The organism is Shewanella vaxholmensis (genome assembly GCF_031932135.1).
GTDB classification, from domain to species: Bacteria; Pseudomonadota; Gammaproteobacteria; order Enterobacterales; family Shewanellaceae; genus Shewanella; species Shewanella hafniensis.
This window is the reverse complement of the sequence record NZ_JAUOEV010000001.1, coordinates 135,570-154,461: the sequence shown is the minus strand read 5'-3', so window position 1 is coordinate 154,461 and position 18,892 is coordinate 135,570. Positions and strand designations below refer to the sequence as shown.

The window sequence follows — 18,892 nt, the reverse complement described above, 5'->3', positions numbered from 1 at the left end:
ATACAATTCTGACAGTGGTTAAGACTTAGGTTTAAATTTATCCTTTTCAAGATTGAGTTTTTTCATCCTCAGGTACAGTTTTTTCCGAGGAATGCCTAAGTAATTTGCGGCATCTGTGACTCTTCCTGAACAAAGATGAAGAATATTTTCAATGACTTGTTTTTCATATGCGTCAACGAGCTCATCCAACGGCGCGTCAGGGGCTTGTACTAGTTTCAGGGCTTCTTCGCCGGGTAGTTTTATGATGCCAACAGCATAGAGTTCGGCAAGATTTCGTAACTCTCGGATGTTTCCCGGCCAGTGGTAGCGCTTAAGAATATCAATATAATTCAAGTCAATTTTGGGAATAGGAATATCGAAACGCTTACAGCTTTGGCTTACGAAATTTCGGAATAAAGGAATAATATCACTCTTGCGTTCAGCGAGTTTTGGCAATTGGATACGTGCCTGTGAGAAGTAGTAATATAACTCAGGTAATAGGGCCCCTGTTTTGACTTCATCATCTGGATTGGTATCGAAAATACAAATCGTACGGTGGCTTTTTGTATTTAGTCTTTCCTGATCCAGTAAGCGAGTACATAGCCAGCGTTGATGATCATGGTCTAGCTGAGTTAGTGAACGCAGTACTAAGGTACCATTTTGGGCTTTAGCTATACTGGTTTCTAATTCGGGAAATGTGGGATGTTCTTTGCAATCATGGATGATTAAGCTGTTGTTTTTATATTGACTTAAGCTGTGCAGTACAGATGCGACTAAGTGACGACCTGTGCCCATTTGCCCTTCAATCATCACATCCTTATCTATTTTAGCTATTTGGCTCAGTTGTTGGCGTATTAGATTGATCTGCTCACTGGTGCCGAATAAATGTTCCTTAAAAGTGCTAGAGATAGCTTCTCTCTGTTCTATGAGCCCATGACGGATTTGTTGAGCTCGTTTGAGCAGTTGTAAGAATTGGGCTGAGTCGAGAGGTTTTTCAAGGAAATCGAAAGCACCGCGTTTGACTGCCTCGACCGCGAGTGGAATATCACCGTGGCCAGTGATCATGATGACAGGAATTTCAGGATCAACTTTTTTGACTTCATCGAGTAAATCCATGCCATTCATTGCGGGCATATAAATATCTGAGACGACAACGCCATTCCAGTTTTCATTGAGTAACGCTAAGGCTTTAGCTGGCGAGTTGGTGGCCTTAGCGCTGTACCCTGATAGGTGTAATAAATGGCGATATGCAGTGAGTACATCCTCATCATCATCGACAAGTAGCACATTAAACTGCATCGAATTTTCAATCTGCATTGTGAAACTCCAAAATAATCATAGCGCCGCCACTTAGGTGTGATGCTACATAAATCTCAGCTTTAAAACGTTCGAGTATTGAGCGACAAATACTCAACCCTAAGCCCAGACCTACAGCCTTAGTCGTGTTAAACGGGTTGAATATAAGAGGCAAAATACTCGGGTCAAATCCTGGGCCATTATCGTAAATTGCCAGTGTTAATTTGGCGCTCGTTTGCTTTAATACTGATATATAGATCTGCTTATCTAATTGACTTGCGGTGGCGTCCATAGCGTTAATTAGGATATTCAGCAGTACTTGTTCTACCTGAACCGCGTCTGCCATTATCATGTAGTCTTTATCTAACTCATTATGAATAATGATGTTTTCATTTTTAACTCGGGTTTCCACTAATACCAATGCGTTACTAACGAGTTGACGGATATCTAGGCTGACAGCTTCGATATTACTGGGGGATTTTCGAGCGAAATTTCTAATGGCAGAGATGATTTTAGCCATACGTAAATTCATCTTTTCGGTTTTACCTATCATGTCATTGAGTAAGTCGAACTGATTTGAGGCTAAGGCCAAACGGCAACTGTACAGATAGGTACTGACAGCTGAAAGCGGTTGATTTAACTCGTGAGCTAGACTTGTCATTGTCTGACCTACAGCAGCCATTTTTGCAGCTTGTATAAGATCCGCTTGTGCTTGACGTAAATGCCTTTCTGCGATGCCACGTTGTTCTATTTCTGCCATTAGTTCTTGATTTTTAATGGTTAGATTTAAAGTCCTGTCTGCGACTAAGGACTCAAGTTCGCGGGCATTGAGCTCTTGTTTGGTGATGTCAGTAATAGTAACCATGTATTTTGCTTGTCGTGCGTGTTCGAATGCCTGCAGGTGAAAATGCAAGTATTGGGGTGTGTTATTCTTGAGTAAATTGAGGATGCATTCACTTTGTCCCGTTCGTTGCAACTCACTATCAATCGCGAATTGTTGCGATAACACCTGCTGGCTCGTGGCGGGGAATGCTTGCCAAAGGGTTAGTCGTGGGGCGAGCGTGGTTAAACTCAGTAATTGTAATGCCTGAGGGTTTGCCGATTCAATTTCCCCGTTGGGATAACAGGTAATCAAGCTGGCTTGGGCATTATTGATAAGTGTTAAAGCATTACTCTTAACCATTGCCTGCATATCGACACAGAATTGTCGCAAGCAGTCACCCATATGGCCAATTTCGTCTTTTCCTTGTGTCGCTATCGGCCAGTCTAAATGGCCATTAGCGACATTTTCTAAATCAATTTCTAGGGTGTTAAGGCGTTTTAATACTCGTTGTCGGATGAGGATTGCGAGCACTAAAATACTGATTAAAATAGAAACTACGGATATCAGAAAAATAATCAACTTTCCATTTATTATCATGGATTTAGTATTGATGTTTAATGAGTTGAATGCTTGGCTGGATTGTTCCAAGGTATCAATGTTTTTATGGTGAAATTGGGTTAAGACTTGAGTTAATGGGGCTGCTAGTTGTGATAACGCCAGTTGAGCTTCAGTATCCAGTTTTAAGAGTCGAATTAATTCACCATTAGAACTGATAAGAGTGATTAGATTCTTCATTATTTGCCTATGGCTAATCGTGGAAGGAAAACTTTTTAGTTTTTCTGCTAACGCTTCAATTTCGATTGTTTTTTGATCAAGATAATAGAAGGCACTCGTTAATTCTCGCGTGTATCTTTGATCAATAATTTCATTGACTAAGGTAAAAAGTTCCGTTTCTTTAGCGGATAATTCCTGTAAAATAAAAAATTCACTCATTAAGGCATTTGGCGAGGTATTTCCTACCGGATGTGACAGTAAGCGAGTCACGTGCCACTCGACCTCTTGCATTAAGGGCGTCATCTCATCATTAAGATCTTGATGTAACCAAGTAATTCGTTTTTGTAAGTTATTAAGTTCTTGGCTATAAGTAATTTTTTGTTTTAATAGCGCATCTTGTTGCTCGATCAAATTTGAAAAATGATCGAGGGCAATCCGTTGTTCTGAAAGTGACTCGTTATCCGGGGTGCTGTTAATATAGTTTTTTTCAATAGTTGTAATTTCATTTTTTATATCAGCCTCAAATTCTTGATAATCAAGTTCATCTTTAATTTTATAGCTGTTAGATATAATGCTCTGCAAATTCCCACTGGACCTTTCTAATATATATGCGCCATTAAGTGGTGGCAGACTATGCTCGACAATATTATTTATCTTATTGCTGAGTTCATCCCAAATAAAAGCCGTAGTAATTCCTATAGATAGATTAAGAAATGTCATGCTCGCAAAAGCGAGCATTAATTTACTTCCTAATGTTGTCGGTATTTTGAAATGATATTTTTTCATGATTTTTTGGACACTAAGCTGTTCATCAAGCTAATGGCTTGATCTAATTGAGATTCACTCTTTTGGCGCCATTGGTACAAAATTTGTTCTATTTCTGTGGTGTGCTTATGTTCAGTTGAAAGCAGCATGAATTGATTCTGCAATGCTAATGATAAAGACTCGGCTTCACTAATAGGGACTGAACTTGCTAATAGTCGTGCTTGGCTGATCAGTTGTTGTTCATCAGCGGAAATGGTGACCGATTTTTCTGCTTGATGGATAAGTTTCCATGCTAGTTGTAGTTTAGATAATTGATAGGTAATCACCTGATCGAATAATGAATTGATAATATCGGCTCTGTTAAACAGTACTTCTTCATTAATGACGGGTTGTGTGCTTTTAGCAAGGCTAGCATCTGTCAGTGAGTGTTTGGCGACAGCACTAGAACTAATAAGCTTTTGGCCATTGGTAGAGAGAAAATATTGGATAAGCTTTTCAACATTCGCTTTACTTCTGCCACGGGAAGTAACGGAAATATAAGTCGGAAGTATAACGGTATTGGGTAGATAATTAAAATTGGTAAAGTCAAATTTATATTTAGCGTCAATTGCATAGCTATCTATTACAACGCCAGCGCCAACAAGCCCCCTAGATATCGATTCACTCACTCCAAAACTTCTTGCTGAAACTGAGGCCAAATTTCCACCTATTTCCCTTAGTAATGCCCAGCCTTGAATCCAGCCTTTTTGTTGTAGCACTCCTTCGACCATCATATGAGTGGTGCCAGAATTGTTTGGCGTACTCATCATAATGTGCCCAGAAAATTGTGCTGCAGCGAGATCTTTCCAAGTATGGGGTATGGGTAAGTTGTTTTTTTCTAGGTAGCGCTGATTATACATAATCGTTATCCCAGAATAGCCTAATGCTATGGTTTTATTGCTTTTAGTAAGGTCATGTATTTTTAACCAAGGCGGCATGTCATAGCGTTCTGATGGGGCGACAATAAGCCCCGCATTATCCAAATCGCGAAAGAAGGTAGGAGTAGAAGAAATAATCATATCTACTGGATGTATGGATGATTGTTTTACCCACTTTAACGCGGGTCCAGTTCTGCGATATACCACTTGAATGGGGATGTCTGGATTTAACTGTTTAAATTCTTCAAACAAGGCGCCCATAGGTTCTTCAGAAAAGGTGGTTAATACCACTAGAGGTTCTGCTGCAGAGGCGGAATTAAAGAGCGAGCTTATGCCTATGCTTATCCACAGAAGTAATAAAAATGGAGTCAAAATTTTAAATTTTATTTGCAGAACATGACTTATTGCGTCCAGTTTTATGTAACTCATGGCATTAATACCTTATTAAGTGATTCAACTCGCATATTTTTTAAAATTTTAAATTCTTGTTTGATTCTAGTTGAGTCAAATTTGACTCGATTTTTTAGGGCTGAAAATAGCTTAAGCCATCTTTATCGTTCGCGCCTTGTATTAACACATAGGAATTAGCGCTTCTAGGACGAGTTTGTGTCAAAACTAACTCATTTTCGTCAATTTGTTGCAATTCATATCGGATATTAAGGTGTCTGTGAAAATGATGTTACACGAATTCTTAATATGTGCATCGTTACTTTTTGGCTAACTAGACTTCCAACTTTTGGAGCAAGCTATGATAAAGAAATTTTTTCAAACCGGTGCTGATCTACCTATTATGAACGAGACGCCCGAAAAAATTCGTTCAATTTATAAAAAATATCAATGGCAGGTTTTTATCGGCTTAGTGTTCGGCTATGCCATGTTTTATGTAGTACGTATGGCGTTGAGTGTGGTTAAAAAACCTATGCTCGACGCAGGTGTTGTAACCATTGAAGAATTAGGTTTGATGGGCTCAGCATTCTTCTTTACTTATGCATTTGGTAAGTTCTCAAATGGATTTTTAGCGGATTATGCTAACATTGGCCGTTTTATGTCTGTTTCCTTGATGCTTTCCTCTATTGCTTGCATGGCAATGGGAATGGGGGTTGCAGGGGTATTCTTTGTAGTACTTTGGGGGATGAATGGCTGGTTCCAATCAGTGGGTTCTGCTCCTTCATGTGTTTCAATCTTCCATTGGTACTCACCTAAACAAAGGGGCAGTGTTTATTCTATATGGGGCGGCTCACGCAATATCGGTGAAGCAATTAGCTGGATTTTAACGGCTTCATTAGTAAGCTTTTTTGGCTGGCAGATAGGCTTTATTGGGGCTGGTATTGCTGCATTTGCCGCTGCAGCTTGTATGCTCATGCTACTAAAGGATCGTCCTCGTACCTATGGTTTACCAGATCCTGCAACTGCTTATGGCGAAGAGCCTGAGTCAGTTAAAGGGCATGATCCTGTCGCTATTCGTAAAGCTCAATTGTTTGTATTAAAACAACCCGTTGTTTGGATTATTGCCTTAGCGTGTGCGGCAATGTATTCATCGCGTTATGCTATGAGTTCTTGGGCCGTGCTGTATCTGCAATCGGAAAAAAACTATTCCTTGATTGATGCGGGTGTTGCTATGTCTTCATATCCGATAGCAGGATTCTTTGGGGCTATTTTATCTGGGATTATTTCTGACAAAGTATTTAATGCGAATCGTCATATTCCGACCTTCTTATACGGTTTAGCAAATATAGTTGGTATGTGCCTACTGTTCTGGGGTTCAGAGAGTCGCACTATGGATGCCTTTGGTCTGGGCCTGATCGGTTTTTCAATCGGTGGTTTAGTCGTATTCCTTGCCGGTTTAACGGCCTGTGACTTAATGCCTAAAAATGCGGTAGGCGCAGTGAAGGGTTTCATAGGTTTGTTCTCTTACCTCGCGGCATCCCTGCAAGAAATTGTTTCTTCAAAATTAATCCTAGTTACCGAAGTGGCAGGTGTTAAGCATTATGACTTTGGTAGTGCGCAATACTTCTGGTTAGGCACTTCAATACTATCCATTGTACTCGCAGCTTCTGTATGGCGTTCTAAGAAAGTCACTATGGTCGATTGATAAGCCGAGTAGGTCATGGCGTTAATTGTCATGACCTTTGTAAAGAGTTTCTTCTTAAACCATTAATATCAAACTAAGTAAGAGAAACATAATGAAAAAAACAATTTTAACCGCTTTAGTATTTGCCATTTACTCAGCATCTGTTACAGCAGATGAATCGCCTAGTATCTATGGGCGACTTGATTTATCAGTTACCCATTCAGACTTAGGTTCAACTGTTTACAGTGGTACTAGCGGAGTGAACGTGGGCGAGAGTGGCACTTATCTTGAAAATAACTCATCCAATATTGGTCTCAAAGGTAAATCAAACATAAATGACGACATTAAAATTATCTACAAGATGGAGTTTGGCGTAAATAATATGTCTAACCGTGCCAATGATTCTAGCAAAGTATTCTCTGCAAGGAATAGCTATTTAGGTATTGAAACAGTTTATGGCTCTTTGCTTATTGGTCGAAATGATACAGTTTTTAAAACGTCAGAGGGTAAGGTTGATATTTTTGGTACAACGAATGCTGATATTAATCAATTAGTCGCTGGACAGACCAGAAGTGCTGATGGTCTGTGGTATTACTCTCCAAAGTTATTCGGTCTAGTTGATTTTAATGCCACTTACTTAATGCAAGATAATTATGGTGTCGATGACAATTTGTACGCATTAAGTATGACTAGTGGTGATAAGGAACTCAAGAATAGTCATTATTATTTAGCAGCAGCACTTAATAAAGGTATTGCGAATATCGATGCTTATCGTGCTGTTACACAAATTAAGTTAGGAGACGTTAAACTTGGTGGGATATTTCAACATACTGAGAATTTGACATTTTCCAACATGAAAGGGCACTCCTATTTTATCAATGCGACCTATGATTTATCCGGTATCACACTGAAAGCTGAGTTTGGTAAAGATCGCTCTGGATTAGGTGGCTATTTTTCTAAACTTGTTGGCCAAAATGATGAGGTGACTGATGTTGATATCAGCCAGTTTACTATTGGTATCGATAAAAAAGTGACTAAATCGACTCGAGTTTATACTCATTTTTCCGTATACGAAGGCGAATATAGATTGTCTGGCATAAAGCAAGATGTTGGCGACGATAAAGTTGTTACATTAGGTGTCCGCCACGTTTTTTAACCGCCTAAAATGTAGCCGAGTGTCGGTTGCTTTAGCTTGCTCTCGGCTAAAATTGTCGAACTTAATATAAAATTTGAGGTGATTTAATTGGCTACTATATATCTAATTAGTCAAGGGGATGCAAAATCTTTAGACGTGTACGACCTGTCTGCACCTTCTCATCATTCACTGTCTAATCTCGGAGAATTGCATGCAAATATGCTAGCAAACTCATTGAGGGATACTCGGTTTGAAATTGTATACTCTTGCACGTCACCATTATCAATAGAAACGGCTGGAATATTAAACCAGGGACGGAAAAGATCCATATCTGTGATTAAAAAGTTAGCATTGGAGGATTTTAAAGCCGATTTTGACGTTAATGGAGAATGTTTTGATTTAACCCTGTGTATTCATACTATGATGTTGCAATCCCGTGGGTTTTGCTCATCTATTTATACTCAATTAAAAATAGTAGAGAAACGTCTTTTTGAAATCATTGAAAATATTGGCATGCTATACAGTGGTAATGTGCTTATTGTATTAGAGTCTTTGATGGTTAAATTATTGACTAACTATTTCCTGACGGAACAAAATTCTGAAACACTTTGGAATACCATTCGTCCAGTAAGTTTGAGTATTTTACATTCTGATGCTAAAGGACGTCATTTGATACTGAATAATGACATTTCCCATTATCAATGCCAAAGCGTAGCTTAGCATACAACACCAAGTCTGTGTTTCAACAATATGTTTCTAGGTTCTCAAATTGATTAAAAAAACGATTTATCTATTACGTCATGGGCAGACACAATTTAACGCAGAGCTACGTTTACAGGGACGTTGTAATTCTCCTTTAACGGCACTGGGAGAGTTACAGGCACAAGCGGTTGGGGAGGTCTTGAAGCAGCATGTATACAGTGTGGATGAATGGGCATTTCATGTTAGTCCGTTAGGGCGAGCAGTACAGACCGCAGAAATTATTTGTCAACAAATTGGTTTTCCTGTTGCACGGTTACAAAAGGATGCGCGTTTAATTGAATTCGGTCTTGGTGATTGGGAACAGCAGCGCGTCCCAGATATTAAGCAATCTCAGCCTGAGTTAAGTGGCATCGTCGACTGGTATACCTATGCTCCGAATGCTGAGTCATTTACAAGTATAAGTGGGCGTCTTAAGGATTGGCTAAACGATCCTAGCATCCCTGAACGCGTCATTGTCGTTTCTCATGCTTTATCTGGGGCCGTGTTTCGCGGCATTTATGCAGATCTGGATTATCAAGCTTTATGGGCACAAGAAATGCCGCAAGATGCATTTTTTAAGCTTGACGACGGTAAGGTGATAAAAATTCAATGTCTTTAGTTATCTCGGCTAGGGATAAACTGAACTTGGCCTGACAAATTTCAAAATAGCGTCACTTTTTTACACTTTACCCACTCCGCTTTAACTCAGTATCTGTAATACTGCTCCGACATTGATTTGAAGTTGATCAGTGTTAGAAAAGCAGCGCACAAAGCGCGCGATTGGGGAGAGAAAATGAGTACGTTTGTAAAGTTAACCCTAGCGGGCACCTTAGTGATATTCGCCATACTTGCCGCGGGTATTTACCGTTTCAACATGACCAATGATGATATTTATATGGTGATGGAAGATGGTAAGGTCATGCAATACGACGAGGCTATGGCACAGGAAAAAGCGCAGGCACAGGCCAATGAGGTCGAAGTGGTGACACCGCTTGAGGTTAAGCCGGTGGCGAATGCGTCGGAAGTGATGCTTAAACTCTTTAGCTTAAATACCGCTAACCCGTTTGAAATTACCCTACCAGAGGGCGGTAAATCGGTTGCCTTGACCCATTTTATTAAGATCAAGCAAACGGAATTTGCGATGGGCGATTATCAAGATGGCGAGGTAAAAGGCCGAGTATTACTGGATTATTTGCGCATTACGCCGTTAAATTTCGATCCCGCTTTAGAGCCTGATACCCAGAGTAACGCGCCAATTCAAGATGATCCTAAAATGCAGACTATGCCCTTTGTGGCACCGTTTATTGTGACGACTCAAGGTTCGGGGGCATTTTGGTATCTTGGCTTGTTTAGCCTCGATTTTGAACACAATAATTTGAAGCATTTAGGCAGCGTCGTGCTAGGCGATCGCATTGAGGTGGACAGTATTGAACCTGTTTATCCCTTCGAAGCTCCATTCAAAATTGCCGTGACTTATCGCGATAGAGCGCCTGACCAACCTATGTCTGAAAGCCCTGAAATCGTCAAAACCTTAGAGGTGACAGTCAGTGAAACTGGCATCACTAACATAACTCAGTAGTGAGTAGTCGTGCGCAACGGGTCGGGAGTAAATGCATTATGGATCTGCGCAGGCTTGTGCTAAGTTATTTTTCGTTCCGTGTGTGATGCTTGCCGCAGCGGCAAGCATTCTCGGGTAGATAGACTTGGCATAAGGTTTTGACAAGGAGAGTGTCATGCAAGTTAGCAAAATCACTGGGAAATTTGATGTTAAGCTCACCCCAGATAGCCCCTATGCGACAGGGGTTGGCGGCGTGACGTTAGGGCGTATGGCCTTAGATAAAACCTTTTATGGTGAGCTTGAGGGCCGCAGTCAAGGTGAAATGCTCAGTGCGATGACGTCAGTCAAAGGCTCGGCTGGCTATGTGGCGATTGAACAAGTGGTTGGCAATGTATGCGGTAAGCAGGGCAGTTTCGTGCTGCAACATTTTGGCATTATGACCGATGGGCAAAACCGTTTGATCTTAGAAGTGGTTCCCCATTCTGGCGCGGGCGAGTTGCAGGGCTTAACGGGCACTATGGCCATCAGTATCGAAAATGGTCAGCATTTTTATGAGTTCCAGTTTGGCTTTGAAGCCAGCGCTGAGCCCACATTTTAGCGCAGCTTTTATTTTCCCACTTCGATTTTTGTTTTCGCAATTTAGTCTTCCTTAGTCGAGATAGAAAACCTAGCTTGATTAAATCTGATAATAGACATAAAAAAACCAGCCTAGGCTGGTTTTTTGTGACGCTTTGTTATGACTCACTTTTATAACCAATTAGATCAAATCGTTGAGTCAAGACTAACTGCTAGCATTAAGACATGTTTTTTACGACTTTGATTTTATCGACAACCTTTTTCACGTCGTCGGTATTCTCAGCAATTTTCAGCGCTAACTGACGTTCGGCATCGCTAGCAACTTCACCTTTTAAGGTGACGATACCATTGGCGACATCCACATTAATCTGGGTGCCAGAAACATCGGTTGAAAACAGTAAACGGGTTTTGACGACTGTGGCAACCTTAGAATCGGTCAACGACGCGACAACGTCACTGGTGCCTTCTTTCTCATTCATTACAGTGAGTTGGTTATCGACATCTTTTACCCCGTCTAAACTTTTGATCAGTTCAGAGGCGAGGGCTTTATCGACACTGCTTTCCACTTTACCTGTTAATGTGACGTTTCCGTCTTTCACATCGGTGATAATGTCAAAGGAATTGAGGTTAGTGTTGAGCAGTAAAGTGGTTTCAGCTTTACCATCGATCCACGCATCCTTTGCCCCGTCCTTCCAATCTTGAGCTGCGGCGACATTTAAACTGATTGAACCGACAAGTAAGGTCGCTAGTACTGATGCTGTTGTGGTTTTCATAATCATATCCTCCGTTGTTTTCTCGATGTTAGATATTGCGTGAATCGTGCCAGCTTTATTAAGTCATTGACTTAAATGATTTTAGTTGATGATTTCGATATTTTCATGTCTCAGCGATTTCCCCTAAGTCGGTCTTTTTTACCGACAAAATGTAATTTTTGCTGGTAAGCAAAGCCATCTTTAGAGCATAAAAAAACCGCACGAATAAGTGCGGTTGAGTGTGTAAGGTTTCGCGTATGCAGTAGCAAGCCGTATTAGTACAGAGACATCATATTGATGTGCACTGATGCTAACAGCTACAAGGATTAACTGGGGTTGAGTGAACTCATACCATCGCAACTGATTTGCAACCAAGCGGCACCTTCTGCGAGCTGATTGGCAAGCTGTGGCTGATGTGCTTGCCTTACCGCTTGTTTCATCTGGATTAACACTTGTTGTTCAATGGCGACAAGTGCGGCCATCGCTTGTGCCATATGGCATTGTTGCAGCAATTTGGTCACTTGAGTATAAGTCACTGGTATTGCATGACTTAGACCATGAATAGGCTCACCAGTTAGAGGGCGCAGCTGTTCAAAACGCGTCAACATTCGTTGGTGGATATTCGCTTTGGTCGAAAAAATACGCTTAAGGTTATAGTCTTCGACGTACGTCATTGCCTGATTGTAGAATGTTAGCCCTTCTTGATTGAGCTTTATTATTTCATCAATCAAACTGATATCGGCGCGGATATCAGTCTGATGTTGCACAACATTAGACTTCATGAATGCCTCCAAATGCCAGTGTTCGGCACAGTCCTGTTTAACGGTTTGGCTTAACTAATTGCGTTTCGTTCAGCTACCATGCATATTTTGTTCTCATTTCTAATGGTATGTTAACAGGCTGATTTTTAGGCTGATATTCTCGGTTACTTGCGCCATCCTCTTAGAATATCGGCAACTATTACCGTTGCTGTTGTTAAAATTTCACGACTGACATACAGTAGCCCTTCATACACAGGGAGTGGGATAGCATGGCTCGATTGACACTTTTTTATCACCTGCAGGATGTAAACGCCGAGCAAGCTATCATTGAACTCGCCGGCGCAGCCGACTTTAATAAGCTACGCAGTGTCGATGATTTACCTTGGATAGAGCAGCTTGAGGCGAACCACATTGATGTTGCCATCATTGAGCTGTCTAGCCTTAGCCGTGAGGATTATCTTGGGCTGCTGGACAATACGGCCTTGTCTAATATCGAGTTTATATTTCTCTCCGACGGTCAGCCGAACCCCAATCTTGATCAGTTAATGTCGAATTTTGCCTGTTATCATTTTCGTAAACCCTACGATATGACGTTGATCAGTGACATCTTCGCCGATTTTGCCCAGTATTTAGTCTCATCACCAATCCGGCCTCGGCCTTTTTCCAGCGAGCTAGACCAATATGGTTTGCTTGTCGGTTCCTCTGCAGCTATGCACAAGCTGTATCGTACGATACGTCGCGTTTCTGCGACCGACAGTAATGTGCTGATTATTGGTGAGAGTGGCGCAGGGAAAGAGCTCGTTGCCAATACCATACATCTTGCCAGCCCGAGATTGAACGAGCCTTTTATTGCAATTAACTGCGGTGCATTAAGCCCTGAGTTGGTCGATAGTGAGCTGTTTGGTCATGTCAAAGGCGCTTTCACTGGTGCGAATCGCGATCACAAAGGCGTATTTGAGCAGGCAGAAGGTGGAACCTTATTTCTTGATGAAGTCACCGAAATGCCGATTGAGCATCAAGTGAAGTTACTCAGAGTGCTTGAAAATAGCGAATATCGTCCCGTTGGCGGTGCCAAAGTGCAGCATGCCAATGTGCGGATTGTGGCGGCAACTAATCGTGATCCCATAGTGGCGATTGAGGCAGGGCAATTTCGCGAAGATTTGTATTTCCGTTTGGCCCAGTTCCCTATCCGCGTTCCGCCACTAAGGGAACGTGGCGATGATATTCTCGGGCTAGCGCAGCATTTTCTTGCCTATCGTAACGTGGCAGAAAAGCAGAATAAAAGCCTCGCTGACGACAGTGCGCAGATGATCGCTGCGTACCCTTGGTCGGGTAATGTGCGTGAATTAAAGCATGCCATTGAGCGAGCCTATATTCTGGCAGACCAAGAGATTTTACCCAGTCACTTACAACTGCCACAGGCGAGTGAAATGGGGGCATCTTGCGATGACCAAGTCGTTATCCCGCAGGGCATGCGTTTAGATGACTTAGAAAAAATCGCCATTTATCAAGCATTAGAAACGACTCAAGGCAATAAAACCGACACTGCCGAGCAACTGGGGATCAGTGTAAAAACCCTCTACAACAAGCTCAGCAAGTACGAGCAACAAGTCGAAGCGGGTGAGCCGACGGCGGAATAGTGCTGATTATCAAATTAATATTGAAACAGAACCGATTTTTACACTATTTTTTTTGTAAATAATAACTCCTATTCTACAGCCCTTAAACAGAAAAGCGGAGATAGAATATGAAACACTTATTTACTACAGCATTATGGCTTTCTTTGACTGCCAGTAGTTTTGTAAACGCTACCCCAGCGGTAGGAAGTCTTGAAACAGTCGCTGAATTGCCAATACGACCTGGCAATGTCAGCGTCACTGCACAAGGTCGGATTTTTGCCACGGTACATCCACTTGATACGCCGTCAGGTTTACAACTGATTGAAGTTAATCGTGAAACCAATGCTTACAAAGCTTGGCCTTCAATGGATTTGCAAAAAGCTTCGACTGCCAATATGACTCAATTTGATACCTTATTAGGGATTGCTCAGGACAAAGCTGGACACCTCTGGACCGCAGATATGGGGTTAGAATTAGGTCAGACGAGGATTTGGGGATTCAACATTAAGGATGGCAGTCTATATAAACAAATTGTCCTACCACAAGCACTCGCGCCCAAAGGCAGCTTTATGCAGGATCTGGTTGTCGATTCACAAAAAGGCTGGATTTATTTAGCCGATATCGCCAACCCAGGCCTCTTAGCAGTGCGTATCGACGATGGTCATACCGTACGTTTTTCAGGTCATAGTTCGCTGCAGGCCGAAGCGGATGCAGTAATGAACATAGATAACAAAACAACATTGTTTAATGGCAAGGTTGCTAGTGTCGCGGTCAATCCCATCAGTTTATCTGCCGATGGAAGCACACTCTATTATGGTGCAATGAATGGCACTCACTGGTATCAGTTATCGACTGCGGCTTTACAAACAGGCAATAATGATAAAATTATCGCGACTGTAAAATTAGTCGGAGCTAAGCCAGTGTCAGATGGCGCTGCAACGTCCAAACAAGGTAATCATTACTTCACCAATTTGAACCACAATGCCATATCTATGTTAGATAACAAAGGTACGCTATCAACAGCGGTCAGTTCTCCATTGCTGGATTTTCCCGATAGTGTGCAATTTGGTGAAACGGGCTGGTTATATATTTCAGTGAATCAATTGCATAAAGCAAAAGCCTTTAATGGCGAAGCTGAAACAGCCAAACCACCTTATCGCATCATGCGACTCTGGACCGGTGAGGATACCGCTGCGGGTCAATAACACCTTAGCTGCAACTGCAAAGTTGCAGCTTTTCGTTACACTATGAGCGATATCGCAACGGTTATTTCCATTGATGTCAGTCGTTGGTTTAACTCGAAAGGATCTAAAAATAAGTTAGGTATTGATTGTGTAAACTATCAATGCCTCATATTGTTACTAGCACAGGTCAATTTGGGATGGTGAGATAATTTTTGGAACAAGGAACAAGTTCAGTGACACTTAATCAACCTCCTAAGAGTGCGCTTTATCTCAAGGCGTTGAGTACCCAGTACCGACCTATACTGTGGTTTTTTGCCATTGCCTTGTTAGTGCTTGGATTGCTTTGTGCGAGGGCGGCCTGGTTACAACCCGAGCCCGTGTTACGGCTTGTGCTTGGTTGGGTGGCATTTTTTCTGTTGTTCCCTGTACTGCCGCTAGCGTTAGTTCGGCAACAATCTTGGTTAGATACCGAGCGACAGCAATTGTGGCTTGGTAAAGGTGTCTTCAATGGGAAGTTGCCTGGATTGTGGCGTTGGCGCGCCTATGCCTTTTCAGATATTAATGCTGTGCAACTCTATCTGCTACAAACAACCCATTGGCACCAGCTCGACCGTAACCGCCAAGCGGAAGATACGGTAGATCACTATCTCGCTTATTTACAAGTGCAGCAGCCTAAAGGGAGTCAACTGAAATTGGCTAACAGCACTGACAAGCAGGAATTACAGCAAGTTTTGCAGCAATGCGCGCAAGCGATAGGCTGTAAGTTTCAGGATTTTAGCAATAGTCCTCAAAAATCCCACCCCAAAGTGAGTGAATTTAATTTTATGCGAGTGCTTATTGCGCTTGTTGTTTTTATCTTAATAAACATCGCGATAGTGTCATTTATATGATTTTTGGGTCGATAGCATTTTCAGTCGATTCTTGATAAGGCACAAATACCTTGAGAGATGCGGGTTGAACTTCAATGGTGAGATCCGCGGGCTCAAAAATTTCGCCATCAATCACATATTTACACTTGGGCTCACTGCTAATACGCACTTTTTTTGCGTGGGCGTGGTGAACCTTGGTTGTGCTAGATGGCACGTTCGGTGGCTTTGACTGTGTGTCTTTATTGCCTTCTTTTCCCCATCCTGCAATGGCTAATTCGGCTAGGCTAAGGAGCTTGTCTGTCGGCTCTCTGCCGGCATCTAGCCAGGTAATATCGAGCAGGCCATCTGTCATGTTTGGCTCGCCATCGCCCTGTGCTAATACGCTGGTAAACGGCGCGGGATTGGCAACAATAAGGCTATGGGTGGTCAATGTTGTGGGCTCGGCATCATCTAAGCTGAGCTGTATGGTTAAAGTGATATCGGCATTCACGGCGCGCCATAAGCCATCGAGGTAGGCAAACTGGCCGAGGGCATTTTTACGTTCACGGCTCGCAGATTCAATCATCTGCTGCTCAAAACCAATCCCCACAAGTAACAAGACTAATTGTTGATTACAACGAGCCGTATCTATGGCTTGATGATGTCCTTGGATAATATTGTCCAGCGCTTGAGAGACAGGAATAAGCTTACTGCCTAAACCAAATAGCGCGTGGCTGAGAGCGTTAGTGGTACCTAAAGGAATGATCCCTAAGGCGATGTCGGTGTTCACTATTTCCGATGCCACCTCTGTCACTGTGCCATCGCCACCACAGGCAATAATGATATCGGCGCCGCTACTACGGGCTTTTTTGGCGAAGGTATTTGCGCTGATATTTTCGCTGGTGAGCTTTAACGTTAGGTCAAAATAGGCTTTTAGTTCGTCTTGGATTTGCTCGCCATATTGTTGCCATTTGCCGCCGCCAGAGACAGGGTTAGCGATAATCCACGCCACTTTGTGGATGTTGATTTTGCCTTGCTTAAGCATGTGTTCAAGGGCGCGTAATTGCCATTTGTTTAAGCCCGCGGTTTTGCGAACTTGCTTTATTTGTTGCAGTACTTCGGCGAAGTTGCGCTGTTTATCTTTACAGACTAAATAGGCGGCGAGTACCAGTACTGAGCGGCCGCGCCCCATAGCACAGTGGATCAGCACCTGTTTATTGGCGCGCACTTGGCGATGCAACCAGTTAACGGCTTGATTGAGCTGGGCACTGGTCGGCACGCTATGGTCGAGGATGGGAATGTTCAAATACTCGATATGATCTTCAAACTGCGACCAATCTAAGCCATCAAACTCGGCGGTCACATCAAGAATGGCGGTAATCTTATTGGCTTTGATTTTCTGCAGATCCGCAGAAAATAATCGGCAGCCGAGATACAACTGCTCATCTATCTTTTGCATCGACGGCACAGAGTCGCGTTTTCTGGCCCAATGATTATACAGCCGACAGCCCAATAAAAACGGAATAAAGCCCCAGCGAATATACCAAGGGATAGTGCCATCTTGGCGCTTTCTAAAAATGCTGGCGAGATTAAACCAGTAGGCTGAACCGACTAAAAATAGCGACAGGCTTGTCCAAGCCCAAATAAAGGTGAGCAGGGGAGACGTACCCGTTACTGCAAAATAGGCGAGTAACACGGCACCCATAAAGTAGAAATATTTGATGTGGATTTTGCTTAGCATACGCGCCCTCCAATGCTGTATTTTTGATTTAACCGCTGCATGTTGAACGGCTGACTGAATCGGTGAATCGCGTTGTTAACATTAGATCAAAAGGGTGGCAGTAGATATGTCTATTGCCACCCTCAAGTTAGGTTAAAGGTCAGATTAGCACTTAGTATCTTTAGCCTTAACGCCTTCTTTCACTTCTTCACAGGCATCTTCAATGGCATTACCTGCATCAGTCATCACTTCATCAATTTTTTCGCCGGCATCTTCGGCTTTGTTATCGCTACAGGCGGTTAAACCTAAAGCGAGCAATAATGCCAGTGAGGCGCTTGTCATCAGAGTAAATGGTTTCATATACATCTCCTTTCTAAAAAATAATTAAAGTCGCGGTGACTTGCCCTTGAGGGCATTAATCAGCAGTGAAATCACGAGTAACACAATAAATAAGAAGAAAATAATTTTTGCGATACCTGCTGCGCCTGCTATTCCAGTAAATCCTAATAGTCCAGCAACAATGGCAACAACCAGAAATACTAATGTCCAACCTAACATATCAACCTCCTCGCTTAGTATTAATCCTTCTTATGACCGAGTGTGTCATTTGTAAGGTACGGCTAATGGTGAATTAGATATTGCGAACTTAATGCCAACTTTACATATTTTAATTAGTTTATTGATTTTTAAATGAAATTTCATTGGTTGATTTTAAGTTGGCGTGAATGTACTAAACGTAGTACAGGCAATTTTTACCTAAGCTTCGGTAAGAGTTTCAGTCAGAAAATAGAGGAGCACAGCATAAAAAAGCCGATACCATTTGAGTATCGGCTTAGATGAAGACGTCGATAGCAAGGCCGAGAAAGAGACAATACTTTGCGGTAAGCTGCCAGCACTTGCGCATTAACTATCATCGCCAGCAGCTTCACAGGGTCCTATTAAGCAGCATTTGTATGATATCTGTTAGACAGTACGGCAATGACGGCACAGCAAATACCATAGAACGCACCAAGACCTCCATAATATATTCCTGCTTCACCCGACGTAATATGCCCTGAGGCAAAAGATATAGATATTCCAATATATGCGCTTAAAAGACCCAGGGTGGCACCCGCTAACCCAAACTTACGACCACTATGAATGGATGCCAAAGTGCCAGCTGCGGTGGTATTAATATCTAGATTGCTTACGTTAATATCAAAAGCTGCCGCTAACGCTCTTTTTGATTCTAAAGAACTTGTGCCTTCGCTTTCTATTCTCTGAATAGTACGAATGCTCAGTCCTGAGATTGTGGCAAGTTGATCTTGTGACCAAGAACGTTCGTTTCGAAGCTTCTTAACTAAGTCTTTGTTTATCATCTGTTCCATTTTCTA

18 protein-coding genes are annotated in these 18,892 nt (G+C 42.2%); 9 read left to right on the top strand and 9 right to left on the bottom strand.

Annotated features, from left to right (window positions below; translation table 11 throughout):
* Positions 1 to 18: 18 nt before the first annotated feature.
* The 3 genes from Q4Q46_RS00615 to Q4Q46_RS00605 are packed head-to-tail and all read right to left on the bottom strand — an operon-like array spanning position 19 to position 4,983.
* Entirely contained in the window at positions 19 to 1,296 is a 1,278-nt protein-coding gene (locus tag Q4Q46_RS00615; RefSeq protein WP_311889288.1) for a sigma-54-dependent transcriptional regulator, read from the bottom strand.
* On the bottom strand, positions 1,286 to 3,658 hold the full coding sequence (locus Q4Q46_RS00610) for a sensor histidine kinase (RefSeq protein WP_311889286.1): 2,373 nt from the start codon (positions 3,656 to 3,658) through the stop codon (positions 1,286 to 1,288). The genes Q4Q46_RS00615 and Q4Q46_RS00610 overlap by 11 nt, the downstream gene beginning before the upstream one ends.
* Positions 3,655 to 4,983 carry an ABC transporter substrate-binding protein gene (locus Q4Q46_RS00605; protein ID WP_311889284.1) on the bottom strand — a complete coding sequence of 443 codons (1,329 nt, stop codon included), beginning with the start codon at positions 4,981 to 4,983 and terminating at the stop codon, positions 3,655 to 3,657. Before Q4Q46_RS00605 ends, Q4Q46_RS00610 begins: the two co-directional genes overlap by 4 nt.
* 319 nt (positions 4,984 to 5,302) lie before the next feature.
* On the opposite strand from Q4Q46_RS00605, the gene Q4Q46_RS00600 reads away from it, so the two are divergent.
* The 6 genes from Q4Q46_RS00600 to Q4Q46_RS00575 all read left to right on the top strand — a co-directional run bounded on the left by Q4Q46_RS00600 (position 5,303) and on the right by Q4Q46_RS00575 (position 10,657).
* On the top strand, positions 5,303 to 6,646 hold the full coding sequence (locus tag Q4Q46_RS00600) for an MFS transporter (protein ID WP_300484018.1): 1,344 nt from the start codon (positions 5,303 to 5,305) through the stop codon (positions 6,644 to 6,646).
* A gap of 91 nt (positions 6,647 to 6,737) precedes the next feature.
* Entirely contained in the window at positions 6,738 to 7,781 is a 1,044-nt protein-coding gene (locus tag Q4Q46_RS00595) for a porin (RefSeq protein WP_311889282.1), read from the top strand.
* A 312-nt stretch (positions 7,782 to 8,093) separates the two neighbouring features.
* Entirely contained in the window at positions 8,094 to 8,480 is a 387-nt protein-coding gene (locus Q4Q46_RS00590; RefSeq protein ID WP_311904970.1) for a hypothetical protein, read from the top strand.
* Positions 8,481 to 8,529: 49 nt separating this feature from the next.
* The gene (locus tag Q4Q46_RS00585; protein WP_300484012.1) at positions 8,530 to 9,120 is read left to right on the top strand and encodes a histidine phosphatase family protein; all 591 of its coding nucleotides are present in this window, start codon (positions 8,530 to 8,532) and stop codon (positions 9,118 to 9,120) included.
* A 174-nt stretch (positions 9,121 to 9,294) separates the two neighbouring features.
* On the top strand, positions 9,295 to 10,080 hold the full coding sequence (locus Q4Q46_RS00580) for a hypothetical protein (protein ID WP_311889280.1): 786 nt from the start codon (positions 9,295 to 9,297) through the stop codon (positions 10,078 to 10,080).
* A gap of 154 nt (positions 10,081 to 10,234) precedes the next feature.
* Positions 10,235 to 10,657 carry a DUF3224 domain-containing protein gene (locus Q4Q46_RS00575; protein ID WP_311889278.1) on the top strand — a complete coding sequence of 141 codons (423 nt, stop codon included), beginning with the start codon at positions 10,235 to 10,237 and terminating at the stop codon, positions 10,655 to 10,657.
* Positions 10,658 to 10,853: 196 nt separating this feature from the next.
* Here Q4Q46_RS00575 and Q4Q46_RS00570 read toward each other — a convergent pair whose 3' ends face one another.
* Positions 10,854 to 11,408 (bottom strand): BON domain-containing protein, encoded by a 555-nt coding sequence (locus Q4Q46_RS00570; RefSeq protein ID WP_006080940.1) that lies wholly within the window; start codon positions 11,406 to 11,408, stop codon positions 10,854 to 10,856.
* Between the two features lie 305 nt (positions 11,409 to 11,713).
* Positions 11,714 to 12,169 (bottom strand): hypothetical protein, encoded by a 456-nt coding sequence (locus tag Q4Q46_RS00565; RefSeq protein ID WP_012088704.1) that lies wholly within the window; start codon positions 12,167 to 12,169, stop codon positions 11,714 to 11,716.
* Between the two features lie 248 nt (positions 12,170 to 12,417).
* On the opposite strand from Q4Q46_RS00565, the gene Q4Q46_RS00560 reads away from it, so the two are divergent.
* The 3 genes from Q4Q46_RS00560 (at position 12,418) to Q4Q46_RS00550 (ending at position 15,841) form a co-directional block, all read left to right on the top strand.
* Positions 12,418 to 13,788 (top strand): sigma-54 interaction domain-containing protein, encoded by a 1,371-nt coding sequence (locus Q4Q46_RS00560; protein ID WP_311904969.1) that lies wholly within the window; start codon positions 12,418 to 12,420, stop codon positions 13,786 to 13,788.
* Positions 13,789 to 13,895: 107 nt separating this feature from the next.
* Complete coding sequence (locus tag Q4Q46_RS00555; protein ID WP_172591388.1) at positions 13,896 to 14,972, top strand: L-dopachrome tautomerase-related protein; 1,077 nt, start codon at positions 13,896 to 13,898, stop codon at positions 14,970 to 14,972.
* Between the two features lie 212 nt (positions 14,973 to 15,184).
* Positions 15,185 to 15,841 carry a hypothetical protein gene (locus Q4Q46_RS00550; protein WP_012088707.1) on the top strand — a complete coding sequence of 219 codons (657 nt, stop codon included), beginning with the start codon at positions 15,185 to 15,187 and terminating at the stop codon, positions 15,839 to 15,841.
* Here the strand turns inward: Q4Q46_RS00550 and Q4Q46_RS00545 are convergent.
* The 4 genes from Q4Q46_RS00545 to Q4Q46_RS00530 form a co-directional block, all read right to left on the bottom strand.
* Positions 15,834 to 17,540 (bottom strand): diacylglycerol kinase family protein, encoded by a 1,707-nt coding sequence (locus Q4Q46_RS00545; RefSeq protein WP_311904968.1) that lies wholly within the window; start codon positions 17,538 to 17,540, stop codon positions 15,834 to 15,836. The genes Q4Q46_RS00550 and Q4Q46_RS00545 overlap by 8 nt on opposite strands.
* Positions 17,541 to 17,684: 144 nt before the next feature.
* The gene (locus Q4Q46_RS00540; protein WP_006080946.1) at positions 17,685 to 17,879 is read right to left on the bottom strand and encodes a hypothetical protein; all 195 of its coding nucleotides are present in this window, start codon (positions 17,877 to 17,879) and stop codon (positions 17,685 to 17,687) included.
* Between the two features lie 24 nt (positions 17,880 to 17,903).
* Entirely contained in the window at positions 17,904 to 18,077 is a 174-nt protein-coding gene (locus tag Q4Q46_RS00535) for a DUF1328 domain-containing protein (RefSeq protein ID WP_311904967.1), read from the bottom strand.
* Positions 18,078 to 18,457: 380 nt separating this feature from the next.
* Positions 18,458 to 18,886 (bottom strand): helix-turn-helix transcriptional regulator, encoded by a 429-nt coding sequence (locus Q4Q46_RS00530; protein ID WP_311904966.1) that lies wholly within the window; start codon positions 18,884 to 18,886, stop codon positions 18,458 to 18,460.
* Between the last annotated feature and the right edge of the window lie 6 nt (positions 18,887 to 18,892).